General features: G+C 41.7%; 12 protein-coding genes and 1 tRNA gene. 4 read left to right on the top strand and 9 right to left on the bottom strand.

Going from position 1 to position 15,563, the window contains the following annotated elements:
* Positions 1-2 precede the first annotated feature (2 nt).
* The 4 genes from K9M52_RS14475 to K9M52_RS14460 form a co-directional block, all read right to left on the bottom strand.
* A complete protein-coding gene (locus tag K9M52_RS14475) occupies positions 3-3,002 on the bottom strand; it encodes a sensor histidine kinase (RefSeq protein ID WP_224069147.1) in 3,000 nt (999 codons plus the stop codon).
* An 81-nt stretch (positions 3,003-3,083) separates the two neighbouring features.
* Positions 3,084-3,554, bottom strand: coding sequence for a pantetheine-phosphate adenylyltransferase (coaD, locus tag K9M52_RS14470; protein WP_224069146.1), 471 nt, complete (start codon positions 3,552-3,554; stop codon positions 3,084-3,086).
* Positions 3,555-3,586: 32 nt separating this feature from the next.
* A complete protein-coding gene (locus tag K9M52_RS14465; protein ID WP_224069145.1) occupies positions 3,587-4,522 on the bottom strand; it encodes an aspartate carbamoyltransferase catalytic subunit in 936 nt (311 codons plus the stop codon).
* A gap of 110 nt (positions 4,523-4,632) precedes the next feature.
* Entirely contained in the window at positions 4,633-4,860 is a 228-nt protein-coding gene (locus K9M52_RS14460; protein ID WP_224069144.1) for a hypothetical protein, read from the bottom strand.
* Positions 4,861-5,004: 144 nt separating this feature from the next.
* On the opposite strand from K9M52_RS14460, the gene K9M52_RS14455 reads away from it, so the two are divergent.
* Complete coding sequence (locus tag K9M52_RS14455; RefSeq protein WP_224069143.1) at positions 5,005-5,559, top strand: 3'-5' exonuclease; 555 nt, start codon at positions 5,005-5,007, stop codon at positions 5,557-5,559.
* An 83-nt stretch (positions 5,560-5,642) separates the two neighbouring features.
* Positions 5,643-7,895 carry a Tex family protein gene (locus tag K9M52_RS14450; RefSeq protein WP_224069142.1) on the top strand — a complete coding sequence of 751 codons (2,253 nt, stop codon included), beginning with the start codon at positions 5,643-5,645 and terminating at the stop codon, positions 7,893-7,895.
* Positions 7,896-7,981: 86 nt separating this feature from the next.
* On the opposite strand, the gene rfbD is transcribed toward K9M52_RS14450, so the two are convergent.
* The gene (rfbD, locus tag K9M52_RS14445) at positions 7,982-8,851 is read right to left on the bottom strand and encodes a dTDP-4-dehydrorhamnose reductase (RefSeq protein WP_224069141.1); all 870 of its coding nucleotides are present in this window, start codon (positions 8,849-8,851) and stop codon (positions 7,982-7,984) included.
* A 14-nt stretch (positions 8,852-8,865) separates the two neighbouring features.
* The gene (locus K9M52_RS14440) at positions 8,866-9,993 is read right to left on the bottom strand and encodes a DegT/DnrJ/EryC1/StrS family aminotransferase (RefSeq protein WP_224069140.1); all 1,128 of its coding nucleotides are present in this window, start codon (positions 9,991-9,993) and stop codon (positions 8,866-8,868) included.
* 258 nt (positions 9,994-10,251) lie between these two features.
* On the opposite strand from K9M52_RS14440, the gene K9M52_RS14435 reads away from it, so the two are divergent.
* Complete coding sequence (locus K9M52_RS14435; RefSeq protein WP_224069139.1) at positions 10,252-11,214, top strand: D-2-hydroxyacid dehydrogenase family protein; 963 nt, start codon at positions 10,252-10,254, stop codon at positions 11,212-11,214.
* 85 nt (positions 11,215-11,299) lie between these two features.
* Here K9M52_RS14435 and K9M52_RS14430 read toward each other — a convergent pair whose 3' ends face one another.
* A complete protein-coding gene (locus K9M52_RS14430) occupies positions 11,300-12,850 on the bottom strand; it encodes a glycosyltransferase family 39 protein (protein WP_224069138.1) in 1,551 nt (516 codons plus the stop codon).
* Positions 12,851-13,275: 425 nt separating this feature from the next.
* On the opposite strand from K9M52_RS14430, the gene K9M52_RS14425 reads away from it, so the two are divergent.
* The gene (locus K9M52_RS14425; RefSeq protein WP_224069137.1) at positions 13,276-13,809 is read left to right on the top strand and encodes a hypothetical protein; all 534 of its coding nucleotides are present in this window, start codon (positions 13,276-13,278) and stop codon (positions 13,807-13,809) included.
* A gap of 97 nt (positions 13,810-13,906) precedes the next feature.
* Here K9M52_RS14425 and K9M52_RS14420 read toward each other — a convergent pair.
* Both K9M52_RS14420 and mgtE read right to left on the bottom strand, forming a co-directional pair.
* Positions 13,907-13,980, bottom strand: a tRNA-Arg gene (locus K9M52_RS14420).
* A gap of 65 nt (positions 13,981-14,045) precedes the next feature.
* Positions 14,046-15,476: a magnesium transporter gene (gene mgtE / locus K9M52_RS14415; protein WP_224069136.1), complete on the bottom strand. Its 1,431-nt coding sequence runs from the start codon at positions 15,474-15,476 to the stop codon at positions 14,046-14,048.
* Positions 15,477-15,563 lie beyond the last annotated feature (87 nt).

Below are 15,563 nucleotides of genomic sequence, written 5' to 3'. Positions count from 1 at the left end.
AGTCAGCCTTTAAAAGTCAAAACGATTTTAAATCCTTTTTCTGCTTCAGGGAATATTAGTGCTGCACCAATCAACTGTGCGCGCATTTCCATATTTTTCAGTCCATGACCAGTTACTGCGCTCTCAGACACATTATTTGTCAGTCCTATTCCATCGTCAGCTATTAATAATTTAAAACCTTTATTATAGGCAATAAACTTAACATCCACCCGGTCTGCCTTTGCATGTTTTATGATATTGGTCAACGCTTCTTTATAGATCAACATTACGTTCTGGCGGACCTTCTGTGGTATATGTTGTTTTTCCGTGAAGCCCCTGTTTTCAAAATGAATAAGCATATCCGAATCTCCCAGCACCTTATTGCCATAACGCTCCATTCGTTGATAAAGACTCAGACTATCATCGTTTCTAGGGTCAATAGACCAGACAATATCACCCATCGTCTGTACAGCGGCCCTCCCGTTATCCGCAATACTCTGCAGATATGTCTTTTGGAGCTCCTGATGTCCACTTAAGAGCATTTCTGCCTGCATAGACATCCCGGCGAGAGTGCTTCCGATTTCATCATGCAAATCACCGGCAATCTTTAAACGCAATGCTCTTTCTTTTTCGGCCTGCCGCTCTCTGTATTTTATAATCACCCAAACCAATGCCAATACCATCAGGCCAATCAATACTTTAAACCATAAAGTCTGGTAAAAGGCAGGCGTAACAGTCATGGGCATACTTAACAATGGCTTTGTCCATCTGCCATCCGGTAATTTGGCAGCCAGCTCAATTTGATAATGCCCGGGAGGCATGCCAATAAAAGTAATTTTTCTGGAATTCCCCACCGAAATCCACGCCTGCTCTGGATCCAGCCGGTAATAATAATCTAAGGTTTGCATAGCAGGCTGCAGGCTGCCAAACCCAATAGAGAAATAAGTCGTCCGAGCCGGAATAGAAAATCCATTGCTATTTTGATAAGGCAATGTGTAATCATGTATGGCACTTCCCCGCCTATCTGTGATTGTTAGATCTGTAATATATCGCCTTCCCACCGTTTCCCTTGCTGCGTTCAGATTCAATCTGTCTGTATTAAACCGAACAATACCATCAATGGTGCCCAAATACACGGTATTACCCAGTTGATAAATCGCACCACTGTTGAATTCATTGGCGGGAAGTTGATCAATCGTTGAATAATTGGTCACCTGATGTGTTACCTTATTTATGACACTTAATCCGTTTTTTGTACCAGCCAATATGAACCTCTCTGTCGCAGCGAGCGTAAATACAATACTTGCCGCCAATCCATCGGGGCGTCCAATGGTATCTATGGCTTCCCCCTGAGAGTCATAGATAATGATTCCATAACCGCCAGTGGCAGCCCAGATCTGCCCTCCGGCAGCAGTCATCCCATATACAGGAATTTTTTGTTGTGTAGTCTGATGATCTCTTACGGTAAAATCAGCAACAACATCCGTTTTACTGTTCCATTTGAGAATGCCGTGTTCAGTGGCTATTAAATAATCATCCTTTCGTTTTAATAAACTTAAAATTTTTGTTTTTAACAATCGATCTTCCCGAATAGATTTTGCTGTATGAGTGTAGGGGTTAACCATATATAGCCGCTCATAGGTACCCACCAGCAAATGTTGCCTATCATGGCGTAATGAGAAAGTCAGAAACTTCCCCATGGGCTTACCCTTGATATTACTATCTGGTATCGCTATCGGCGTTAATTTATTTCGATTCACTTCATACCAGAAAAGGCCATCTCCTTCAGTACTCACTAATACGGAATCCTTATTCCAGGGTAAGATGCTATAAACATATTTTCTGGCAACCACCTTTTTCTCACCGGTATGTTCATTAAAACTTACAAACCCATCCTTATAGGAACCTGCCAGCAACTCACCATTTGGTTCCTTATAAATAGCGCGAATACTATTTAAGGCTTTAGGTTCTGCCATAACAGAACTAAAAGGACTATTAGAAGGTGCCAATTCTAATAGATGATCATTCAGCGACAATAAAATCTTCGATCCGCTATGGCTCAACCATACAATATGGTTGTCTTCCAAAAATCTGGGGTAACGCAGATGATGAACGGTAACGGAGTCTTTTATAAAGTCATAGATAAAAAGCTTTTCTTTTCCAATCCCGGGCGTATTGGTTAATATAATCGATCTGTTTTTGTCAAGTGGCACCATAAAAACCTGGCCATTTTTACCCAGGTCGCCATAAACACCCTTTATTTTTTGGATAGCACCGGTCTTGATATTCATGGAATATAATCCTAAATAGGGGACAACCATTATACAATTACCGGCCGGCCCAAAATCTGCCGCAATGATCTGCTCCTTTCGAAACTTATCCAATCCATAAAATACAGGAGGACTGTAAGTGCTATCTTTGTTGATAGAAATGCAGATCATTTTTCCAACGGAAGTTCCTATCCATAATTGCCCCGGATAAGCCTCTTTCATAAATGTGATATTCGGCAAATCATATAAATCAGTAAATGCCTTATTCATATCGAACATGCATATAAGGCTATCACGTTCAACCTTATATACACGCCCATTTTGAGTACCCGCATAAATAACACCGTTATGATCTTGTGTAATTTCTCTAATATACAGGCTGAGTGAAGAAGCGTTTGAAGGTGCTTTAATTTCAGTAGTTGTCCAGTCTCGGAGGTTTAACCGGGTAATCCCATCCTGTGCTCCTATCCACATGTTCCCTTTATCGTCTGCAAACAGCGTTTTTATACCCATATGTGGAATCTTCGGCGTCGTTTCGGGTCCAAGATGCACAACATCATTGCCATCATAACGAAACAGTCCTTCATTAGTGACGAACCACAACATCCCTACTTTATCTTGTTCCAGACAAGTAATAATTTGTTGGCTAAATTGAGCGGGCAGCGTTATCGAATGTAATACAAAGTTATTTTTTTGCGCAGTAACAGGTATTGTGTAGCATAGAATGCAGAGTAATATGAATACTTTTTTCATAGGAATAAAAAAGCTTTTCAGGGCGGCCTCTCCGGCCGGACCAACCCTATGGGCAATGATAAGCCTAAACCAGGGTAAGGTCTACTGTCCTATACTTTTACGAATGACTTCTGGCAAAAACATGGAAGCATCTCCCCCGTTACGGATGACATCTCTCACCAATGTAGATGCAACAGAAGAATATTTAGGTAAACAGGTCAAAAAAATAGTTTCGATTTTTGGATCCAGACTGCGATTCATGTCAGCAATGGTCTTCTCATACTCAAAATCACTTACAAATCTAATTCCCCGTATAATATAGCCCGCTCCAACCTCTTTGCAAAAGTTCACAGTCAGCCCTTCATATACCCTGGCTTCCACTCTCGGCTCGTCTTTATAGATTTCCTTGATCCAGTCCACGCGCTGCGCTTCACTGTACATTGGTTTTTTATTAACGTTGGTACCAATCCCCACAATGATCTTATCAAATAAATCCAGAGAACGATTCACAATATCCACATGTCCCAAGGTCATTGGGTCAAAGGTTCCGGGAAATAAGGCGATTCTTTGCATTTTTTGAGGCTTAGGATAATTTAACAGGGTATTCAGGACTCAGAAATATCTTTACCGGAATAAAGATAAAGTGCCGCCATTCTAACCGCGACTCCGTTCTCTACCTGGTTTAATATAATCGAAAAAGGACCATCCGCCACATCACTATCCAATTCTACACCTCTATTAATAGGTCCAGGATGCATTATAACGATTTCTTTGTCGAGCGATTCCAGTAACTTCCTACTCACCCCATAGGCCAGATTATATTCCCTCAAGGAGGAAAATAAGGGCTGATTTTGCCTTTCCAATTGAATTCGCAGCACATTCGCTACATCGCACCAAACCAGTGCTTTTTTAAGATTATATTCTACCCGGACATCCAGCGCCTGGGTAAGATATTTCGGGATCAATGTTGGCGGTCCGGCAACCATAACCTCAGCGCCCATCTTCTTTAATAAATAAATATTACTGAGCGCCACCCGGCTATGCATGACATCCCCAACAATGGCCACTTTCAGGCCTTCCAGATTACCGAATTTTTCCTTCATTGAAAAGGCATCCAGTAATGCTTGCGTCGGGTGTTCATTAATGCCGTCACCTGCATTGACAATGGCTGCATCAATGTGTCCGGCCAGAAAATGAGGAGCACCGCTTGCGCTATGTCGCATAACGACCATATCGACTTTCATGCTCAGGATATTATTGACTGTGTCCAGTAAAGTTTCTCCTTTCTTGACCGAAGAAGCCGCTGCAGAAAAATTCAGGGTATCTGCTGACAGCCTCTTTTCAGCCAGTTCAAATGACATCCTGGTTCGGGTGGAGTTCTCAAAAAACAAATTGACTATGGTTACATCCCTAAGTGAGGGAACTTTTTTGACAGGTCTTTGTAAAACTTCTTTAAATTGATGGGCAGTGGAAAGGATGATTTCAATATCCTTTTTGGTTATGTCTTTAATGCCTAACAGATGTTGTGTAGATAGTGCCATTAAAAAACGAAGTTAGGCGTTTTTCTTTTTTGCACGCATTTTTTACTGAAAAAAATTTCACGCAAAGCGATTTTACTACACATATAAATAAAAGATAATATACCGTATCTCTAAAGGCCAAATTTAGCAGCAAAACCTTCTCTCAAAAAGTAATTGAGCGGCCGGGGTGCTTCTACAGCAGCTGTATCGGCCGATTCCACATTCACTTGATCCAGGACGGAATGCCACAGAGACTCCTTCATTTGGTCTTTAAAGTCCTTAAATTCTGCAATTCTATTCTGACAGGCTGTAAGCAGCAGCCCGGCAGAAAGTAAACAGCAATAGAAAACTTTTCGCATAACCAAAAAATTTGAATATTCAAAGGTACAGCATTCAGATTGAATAAAAAAATCACCAAAATAAGTCTGACTTAACTCATTATCAACACCCCTTTAAGGTCGATTTCATGAAAAATTACTTATTATTGTAGCCTTGATAAGATTATGAAGAGAAAAAGAACATATGCAGTCGTAGATATAGAGGGGACTGGCAGTCCTGCCAACAAAAATGGTATTACTGAAATCGCGATTGTATTGTATGACGGCAAAGACATCGTGGATCAATATGAGACGCTCATCAACCCTAAAATGCCCATTCCAAAATATGTGGCGAAATTAACGGGCATCAGCGACAAAATGGTTGCTGAGGCGCCACTTTTTGAAGAGGTCGCTCCCACTATCTTAAAATTACTTAATAAGACCACATTTGTTGCCCATAATGCAGGCTTTGACTACCCGTATCTTAAGTATTTTTTGGAACAATCTGGTTACAATCTAGATACACCTGTACTTTGCACACTTGAATTAAGCCGCAGGGCTTTCCCCAATCTGGTGAAACATGGCCTGGAAAGTCTCTGTGGAGATCTGAAAATCGGAATCGATAATCGGCATCGGGCCGGAGGTGATGCACTGGCTACAGCTAAGGTATTGGAACTCATTCTCAATAACGGGGGTGAGAAACTGGTTGATGCTATGGTAAAAAAAGATTTCTGCATATAATGTGCTAATCTGTATCCAAAAAAATGGATTTCACCAGAATTATTTTACTTTCGCTCCCCTATTACAGAAAAAATACATAGAATATGCTGGAATTCGCACAACCCATTGCGTCTAAATTAAATCTGCGCCCGGGACAAGTTGAGTCGGTCCTAACACTGCTACAGGAAGGCAGTACGATACCTTTTATCGCACGTTATAGAAAGGATAAAACCGGCGCATTGGATGAGGTTCAGATTCAACTCATCCAGGATGAAGCTAAATTTTTAAAGGAGTTTACTGAACGCAAGACCTTTGTTGAAAATGCTATTACTGAACAAGGAAAAATGACCGAAGTAATCCAGGATAAACTTTCCAAAGCCGTTACGCTTGCAGAAATTGAAGATATATATTTGCCCTTCAAACCGAAACGCAAGACGAAAGCCCAGGCAGCCAGAGAAGCCGGACTGGAACCTCTTGGCCTTTTGGTCTTTGAACAAACAGATATCGACCTAACAGCGGAAGCTGAAAAATATTTAAACGAAAAGATTACCACAGCAGATCAGGCACTACAAGGCGCCCGTGATATTATCTCTGAAATGATTAATGAGGATGCGGAGACCAGAGCGGAAATACGCCGTTTATTTGAGAACGATGCGATGCTGGAAAGTACTGTTATTGCAGGTAAAGAGGAAGAGGGCGCTAAATTCAAGGACTATTTTGAGTTTTCCGAGCTGATCTCAAAAATACCGTCTCACCGGATTTTGGCAGTATTGCGCGGGTTTTTAGAAGGCTTTTTAAGAATGTCCATCAGTCCCTCTGAAGAAATGGCGCTTGCTAAACTTGAGGATAAGTATTATAAGCCCAATGGCACACCTGCCAGCGAACAGGTAAAAAAAGCCCTTCGTGATACGTATCGCCGATTACTGCAGCCAAGCCTGGAAACTGAATTCAGGACCCAGTTGAAACAGCAGGCCGATGAAGAAGCTATTACGGTTTTCGCGGAAAACCTGAGACAGCTCTTATTGTCCTCCCCGCTTGGCAGCAAAAAAATGCTGGCTATCGACCCAGGCTATAGAACGGGTTGCAAAGTGGTTGTTCTCGATGAAAAAGGCGATCTTATTACTACAGATCTCATCTACGTACATGAAAAAAACCACCGCCTGACAGAAGCAGAAAATACGATCAGGTTGTTAGTACAACGGCACAATATTCAGGTCTTTGCTATCGGTGATGGCACTGCGGGCCGCGAAACAGATCAATTCATCAGATCTCTGAACCTCGGCCTGCCGGTATTTCTGGTCAACGAAGACGGTGCGTCCATCTATTCAGCCTCCGAAATAGCCAGAGAAGAGTTTCCTGACCAGGACCTGACCATCAGAGGAGCAGTCAGCATCGGCAGAAGATTAATGGACCCGCTGGCGGAGCTGGTGAAGATCGATCCTAAAAGCATTGGTGTCGGCCAATATCAGCATGACGTCAATCAGTTCCGTTTAAAAGAAAAGCTGGATCAGACAGTAGTAAGTTGTGTTAATGCAGTCGGAGTCAACCTTAATACTGCCAGTAAACACTTATTAAGTTATGTAAGTGGTATTGGCCCGTCCCTTGCAGAAAATATCATTCGCCACCGTACGGAGATAGGCCGGTTTTCTACGAGAAAACAACTCTTGGAAGTACCTAGATTGGGTGGCAAAGCTTTTGAACAATGTGCCGGATTTATGCGAATCAAAAAAGGGGAAAACCCGCTGGATGAAAGTGCAGTGCACCCTGAAGCTTATCCACTGGTTGAAACGATGGCGAAAGATCTGCAGCTATCTGTTGGGGAGTTGGTAGGTAATGAAAAATTGATCCAATTGATAGATCCCAAAAAATACATCACAGATGCTTTCGGGGAGCATACGATTAAAGACGTCTTAAGTGAATTGAAAAAACCGGGATTAGATCCCAGAAGCGAAATAGAACAATTTGAATATGCGAACATCTATAAAATTGAAGATGTGCATATAGGTATGGTCGTTCCGGGGATCGTTACGAATATCACGCGCTTTGGCGTTTTTATTGATATCGGAGTAAAACAAGATGGCTTGGTGCATGTTTCTGAACTGGCCAACAGATATATTACCGACCCCAGCGAAGTTGTCAAATTAAATGACAAGGTTAAGGTTAAAGTAATGGAGGTCGACATTCAGCGTAAACGTATTGGCTTGTCTATCCGCCAGGCTGATGGAAACATTACTCCGGCCGGAAATAGCAGGAAAGAAAGAGACAGGGCCCGTACGGAAAAGAAGCCAGCTCAGGATCTTTCTAATATGGCGATGGGAGACGCACTCTCTTTGCTAAAAAAGAAATTCGGCAAATAGACATAAACAGAACTCCAAAGATAAAATAAGGCAATCAGTTTTTGTCATCAACAATCCTGATTGCCTTATTTTTATTCGCCATTCACCTAAATACGTTGCAAATAGCCTAAACATTCCTGTAAAGCATCCTGCCAGCCCCTGGGCTGAACCCCATAATCCCTATTCAAGCTACTCGTATCTAAAACAGAATAAGCCGGCCTTTTTGCAGGTGTCGGAAAATCCGCCGTTGTAATAGGGTTAATCTGGCAGCTCAGTCCCGTTTTGTCTCTGATCGCGCAGGCAAAATCATACCAGGAAATCTTACCTGCATTGCTAAAATGGTAAATACCCGTGCGCTGAGCACCTTGTTCTATAATCGTCATGATAGCAACTGCAAGATCTCTGGCATAGGTAGGCGCTCCAAATTGATCACTTACAACCCCTATTGACGGGCGTTCACTCATCAAACGGAGCATGGTTTTGACAAAATTATGTCCGTAGGCACTGTAAACCCAGGCAGTCCGGATTATAATGGTTGCCTTATTACCCGCCATTGCCAGCTGCTCCCCTTTTAGTTTGCTTTCTCCGTAGAAATTAACGGGAGAAGTACAATGGTCGGGCTGATAAGGGCTCTTGGCCTGTCCATCAAAAACATAATCAGTAGAAATATGGATCAACCTGGTGCCATTCTCATAGCAGGCCTTTGCAATTTTGCCAACAGCTTCTCCATTTACCTCCATCGCCAACTTCTTATCAGTTTCTGCTTTATCAACCGCCGTATACGCAGCGGCATTGATAAAAAAGTCGGGCCGATATGTTTCAAACAAGGCTTTCAGCTCCTTCAGTGACGCAAAATCTAATTGATTTCTATCCAGGAAAACAAACCTATACCCGGGATAGGACATATGAAGGGCCAGCAGCTCACTGCCTAACTGACCATTTTTCCCTGTGACGATTATTGTTGGTAATGCACTCAAAATAATTATAAAGTTTATCTGTTACAGAATTCCAGAACATGTTTGGTAATGTGTGCCAGCTGCTCCTCATCAAGCTCGGTATGAATAGGCAGGGATATGACTCTGGTCGTCAGGTAATCTGTTACCGGCAGATCATATTCAGTCTTAAACGCCGCGAACATTTCCTGACGATGTCCCGGTACCGGATAGTAAATCATAGCAGGAATCTGGTTTTCTGACAAATACGCCTGCAGACCGTTCCGGTCCACATCCTCTAAGACCAATGTATATTGATGAAAAACATGATTGGATTTTTTGCTCCTGCCGGGTGTCTTGATCTTCGGGTGTCCCGCAAATGCCTTATCGTAAAATGCTGCGGCTTTATTACGGGCATCAATATATTCATCCAAATGCGGCAGCTTGATACCTAGAATGGCCGCCTGGATAGTATCCAGTCGGGAGTTCACTCCTACCGTTTCATGATAGTACCTTTTGGATGAGCCATGTGAAGCTATAATGCGCATCTTATTAGCCAATGCATCATTATCCGTAAAAATAGCGCCCCCGTCTCCATAGGCGCCCAGATTCTTGGAAGGGAAAAATGAGGTGGTTCCTATATGGCCGATAGTGCCAGCCTTCTTAACACGACCATCATTAAACGTATAATCACATCCGATCGCCTGGGCATTATCTTCAATCACTGTGATGTTATGTGCGTTCGCAAGCTCCATTAAAGCCTCCATGTCCGCCGCCTGACCATACAAATGTACAGGCACAATTGCTTTGGTTCTGGGTGTGATCGCCTTTTTAACAGAATCGATATCCATACAGAAGGTATCTCTGTCAACGTCAACAAAAACCGGTTTTATCTTCAATAATGCAACCACTTCCGTTGTAGCAATAAAAGTAAATGACGGCGTAATAACTTCATCACCCGGTTGCAGGTCAAGAGCCATTAGGGCAATCTGTAAGGCATCTGTACCGTTGGCGCAGGGTATAACATGCTTCACATTCAAATAATTAGCTAATTTACTTGAGAATTCTGCTATAGGTTGGCCACCAATAAAAGCTGCACTTTCCAGTACCTCTATAACGGCTTTATCGATTTGGGGCTTTAATCTATGATATTGGGTCTTTAAATCGACCATTTGTATAGGACGCATAAAATATTATGTTTATTGCGCAAAAATAAACTAAAACGAAGGATATTGAGGGTTAAAATCCTTCTGACGTATCCAATCAGATTATTTTTCAGCTCAATGCTCCGTAATGCGGGAAAATCATTGTTTAGTCTGCAGCAACACGCCTAGCCGGCCCTCAATATAGAATCGTTATATATTTAGAATGATATCCGCTCCACTTTTCCATGTACATTTGTAATTATAGAAATACCTCGTTTTATCTATAATCACGTTTATAACATGAACATCACTATATTAGACGATTATCAAAATATTATAGAGGCCCTTAATTGCTTCGAAATGCTAACGGGGCAGAATGTAAAGGTCCTGCATCAGTCCGAAAAGGATCCCATCAAATTATCTACATTGCTCAAAGACGCGGAGATTATCGTGTTAACCCGGGAAAGGACGCCAATAAATGCGGACTTGCTTTCGCTGCTGCCCAAGCTCAAGTTGATCAGCCAAACAGGAAAAATATCTAACCACATTAACCTGGCCGATTGTACCCAGTACGGTGTTGCCGTAGCAGAAGGGATTGGGTCCCCTGTTGCACCAGCAGAGCTCACCTGGGCACTCATTATGAATACGGTCAGAAAGATCCCGCAAGCCATTCAAGGCATGAAAGAGGGTCAGTGGCAAACCAATATTGGTGGTCGAATCTACGGGCAAACGATAGGTATCTGGGGATATGGGAAAATAGGTAAAACAATAGCACAGTATGCCAAGGCATTCGGCGCCCGCGTTTTGGTCTGGGGTAGCCAGGCTTCAAGGCTTAAAGCAGTAGAAGACGGTTTCGAGCAGGCGGAGTCAAAATTGGCTTTTTTCAGGACCGCTGACATCCTAACCTTGCACTTGCGGTTGAACGAAAGCACACGAGGCGTTGTCACAGAACTGGACTTGATGGAAATGAAAGAAAATGCAGCATTTATTAATACTTCAAGAGCAGAACTTATCGAAACCAACGCCCTGTCCAAAATACTTGCCAGTGGAAAAAAGATCAACGTGGGCGTCGATGTCTATGAAGCAGAGCCAATTTACAATAAAGATTATCCTCTCCTTAAGATGGAGAATGTTATATGTACACCTCATATCGGGTATGTTGAGAAAAACAGTTACGAGTTGTATTTCGCCAAAGCCTTTGAGAATGTCATTAATTTCATTAAAAATACCCCCACCAACATTGCAAATCCGGAGGTCATTTAATAGAATCCGCGTATTTCCAAATAGCCATAAATCAAAGACACGCCGGATTTATTTCCACAATGATCTGTCAAAGATATCTCCGGCACTACTTAAATATAGATTTGTCCTTTTCAATTTTACCTTTCACCATCTTTTTAAAATTATCATTGATACCTTTAAACAAAATAATAAGGCTGCCACGCTCTTTTGCATAAGGATTTGTAATACTATCCACCAAAATAGCCTGTTTACATTCCAAAACAAACGGATGATCCATTTCTCCCTTATCGTCAGTGACGAGTACAACATTTTCCAGATTAAACGCCAGGCTATCGGGTATCCAATTTAAAAAACTGGCATTATCACTTAGCGGCTCGGGCAAATGAAACTGCTTTCTGTAATAATCCACTGCACCAGCCTGACCATAATTATCGCAAAAAAGAATGGTACTGCTTTTTTCTTCTGTATCCAATAGATTATACGCCCTGGATACTTTCCCGGCCATCTCCTTCCAGCCGAGCATATCTGCAAAGTCTTGTGGCAAAGGATGATTTTGCAGATCTTCCCAACGCAATACCCCCGCTTTTCCAGCATCGACTCTTTGATAATAAGTGGCGAGTTTAGACGGCTTCCAGACAGGTAGCATTATAGGTATTAAAATAACCCCAATAATCACAGAAAACGCCACCATGATATATCGGCTCATCCTGTAACGCTTTAGCGTCAATTGTTCAATCGCATAGGCGCCAAATGCGAACAACATAGGAAAAGCACCCAGTGTGTAATAATTCTTTCCGTGTAATATTAATAATATGATTAAAACAAATAAAAACGCGAACCCGGCAAAACGATATTTTTTCCCCTCCCTGCTGAATAAAACATAAGCAAGCCCCACAATCCAGATATATAAACAAGGAAGATTCATCAGGAGCTGATCCATTAAAAAACCCGATGGTTTGACATACTGCAATTGATATTTGTTTAGCAACTCCATGTGATGTACAATGGGCAATCCATGGGTAAACTGCCAAATAATATTGGGAAAAACAATAAGCAGAGAAATCAGCGAGGCGATCCAAAAGTGACGATTTAGAAAAATGCTCCTATGCGGGGTTAAGAGAAGTCCAATAACAGCGCTGAGGGTAAAAACACCCACCGAGTATTTGCTCATCATTCCCAGTCCAACACTAATGCCAAATACGTACAGCCACTTATTTTTTTTGACTTGACTGAAACGGATCAAGCTATAGAACATCAGCGTTACAAAAAAAACCTCCGGTGTATTGGGTTGAAAAAGAAAAAATAACCGGAGATAAACCCCAAAAATAAAAGGCAAGAAAAGAAGGAAAATAGCAAATTTTCCACCTCCTAAAGACTGAACGATCTTACCTGCGACTAAAAACGTTGCTGCGCCGAATAATGATGGCCAAAGTTTTATCCAAAATATGCTACCGCCAAAGAGATTTGTCAAAAACGCGAATATGGACAATACAGGCGGCACTTCCATAAATCCCCACGCCAGATGATGACCTTCTGCCAGGTATAGTAATTCATCTCTATGCGGTTCATAATAATGACTCTGTAAGAGATAGGGGATAAGAATTTTTAGTATAACGAGAAAATAAATAAACCGGGATAAGGAGGCATTTTTTCTCATAACGGAATCAAGTTTTGAATGATAGTAAAGTTGAAACAAAGTGCAAGCGAAGCCTTACCTTTTAACATTATAGGTTAGGCAGACATAGCTGCAAATATAAAGGAGCATACTGTGGTCTTTTTCGGATTCATTGTTCTAATATATATAATTTCTGATGCCAATTCACGTATACTATGGGCCCCTAACTTAGTAATCAATGAGACAAACTGCAAAACAAAAACATCAGTTTGCCAATACAGCCACAAAACATGCCCTTTTCATTCATCTTTAAATATCTATAGATAAGGGCCTGGATTCTCTTCACGGAACTTGTATCAGACAAATCTTCAACTAAGTTAGTAAAAATCACGTATATTAAATAAGTTAAATATTCCGTTGGTTATGAAGCAATTGACTATTTTTGTCCTAAATAAAACAACGTCATTATGATTAAAAAGATCGTCCCGGTGGTGCTGAGCTTAACAGTAGCCATAACTGCAATACAATGTCAGCAAGCAGACAATACCCAGTCATCTAACTCAGATTCTCTGGCAGAAACTGCTGTAGAAAATGCTGTAATTGTAGATACTTCCCTTTATGCGACACTGGATTGTAGGACTATGGCACCTAACCTTAGAGACAGTTTGATCATTAAGTTTACCGTAACCAATCCGACCAAAGATACTTTAAAGTTTACAACCTATCATACTCCTTTTGAAGGCTTTCTCAGTAAATTCCTGATCGTTAAAGACAGCGAGGGGAATGAAGCCCAATATCTGGGGCCGATGGCTAAACGTGTGATGCCACCTCCTGCTGCGACCTATCATGCTGTTGCTCCAGGGCAAAGTGAATCCGTTAATTTCAACCTTAAAAAAGGCTATAAAATAGAAAAAGCAGGGACCTATACCATCCAATATAATAGTGAACTGATCAGCGGAGTGGCTAATGGAAAAGCGATCACAATTAAAATCGTTCAATAGCAATCTACTGCAAGGGACGGCTGATAAATGATACTGTTCCCAAATCCTCGAGAATTAAAAAGAGACAACTACATTAAAGTAATTGTCTCTTATGAAGTGACCCGGATTGGATTCGAACCAATGGCCTACTGCTTAGAAGGCAGTTGCTCTATCCAGCTGAGCTACCGAGCCATTTAACGGCTGCAAAAATATAGGTTTCAATGTGAAATCCCAAAAAAGTTTTTCTTATTTCTACATCACGGAGTCATATTCAGTGCACCACTCTGGATGAGCTGCCCCATAACAAAATAAGCCGTCGCAAAATAAATAATAATACCTGTTACGTCCACCAATGTGGCCACAAACGGCGCAGAAGAAGCCGCAGGGTCAGCACCCAGACGTTTCAATAGAATCGGAAGCATGGACCCGGTTAAAGATCCCCATAGAATAATCCCGACCAAGGCAAATCCTACGGTAAAGGCAATCAACAGCCAATGATCACCATAGGAAAAATCCATGAATCCAAGATTATGGAATAGTTCCCACAGGGATATTCTACAAAACCCAATTATCCCTAATATAAGCCCCAGGGTTAAGCCGCTTAAGATTTCCCTACGCATGATACGCCACCAATCCTTAATAGTGACCTCTCCAACTGCCATCGCCTGAATAATCAGTGTGGATGCCTGAGAACCGCTATTCCCTCCACTAGACATAATCAAAGGAATAAATAATGCCAATACCGTTGCCTGCTGGATTTCCTCTGAATAATGCGTCATGGCAGTTGTTGTCAGCATCTCACTAAGAAACAGTATAATCAGCCAAGGCGCCCTTTTTCGGATTAATTTAAAAAAAGGCGTATCCAGGTATGGTTCATCCAACGCTTCAGTACCCCCCATTTTCTGCATGTCCTCGCTATACTCTTCATTGGTCACCCAAAGGATATCATCGATAGTGACAATACCTAGCAGAATATTGTTATCATCCACGACCGGCAAGGCGACTCTGTTATTCATTCGGAAAATATGCCCAGCCTTTTCCTGATCATCTGTAACATTCAACGCGATAATCCTACCATCCATTAACTCGCTGATTTTCATATCAGACGAAGCTAGAATTAAATCCCTGATCCTGAAATCATCCACCAGTTCTCCCTTCTTGTTGATCACATAAATTACATCGATGGTTTCTGAGTTCTTTCCGTTTTTTCGGATAATCCTAAAAGCCTCGGCCACGGTATCCGTCTCGTAAACATAGATATAGTCAGGTGTCATTAGACGCCCGACACTATCTTCGGGGTAGCCCAGCATTCTGAGCGTAATCTTTACTTCCTCCGGGTTAAGCAACTTTATCAGATCTCTGAGGGCGCTTTTAGGTAATTCTTCTAAAAAGTCTGTACGGTCATCCGGGGAGAGCTGATTTAGCAATTCTGCTGTTTTAAAGGGAGGGAGTTCCTTTATTACAGATTTCTGGGTGGAGATATCCAGTAATTTAAACACTCTGGACGCTCTGTGCACAGCCATATTAGCTATGATAGCTGCTTCATTATCAGGATACCGGTCAATTAAGGCCACAACGTCGCTAATTCCTTGTTCATTCAAAAAATCCTGGAGTTTAGCGGCATCTTTATCGTGAAGCAACAGCTCAAACTGTGCGTCGATCAGGTTTTGTTCTAATTCTTCACTCATCGGCCAAAATTTTTGCAAAACTACAATTTCAAAACTACTTTAAAGTTAGAAGATATAATTTATTAATGAGAGTAGCGTTTTTTAAAG

Origin of the sequence: Arachidicoccus terrestris, assembly GCF_020042345.1 — a bacterium.
Taxonomy (GTDB): Bacteria; Bacteroidota; Bacteroidia; order Chitinophagales; family Chitinophagaceae; genus Arachidicoccus; species Arachidicoccus terrestris.
Note: the sequence above shows the minus strand (reverse complement) of the source record. Positions and strands in the feature narration are given on the sequence as shown.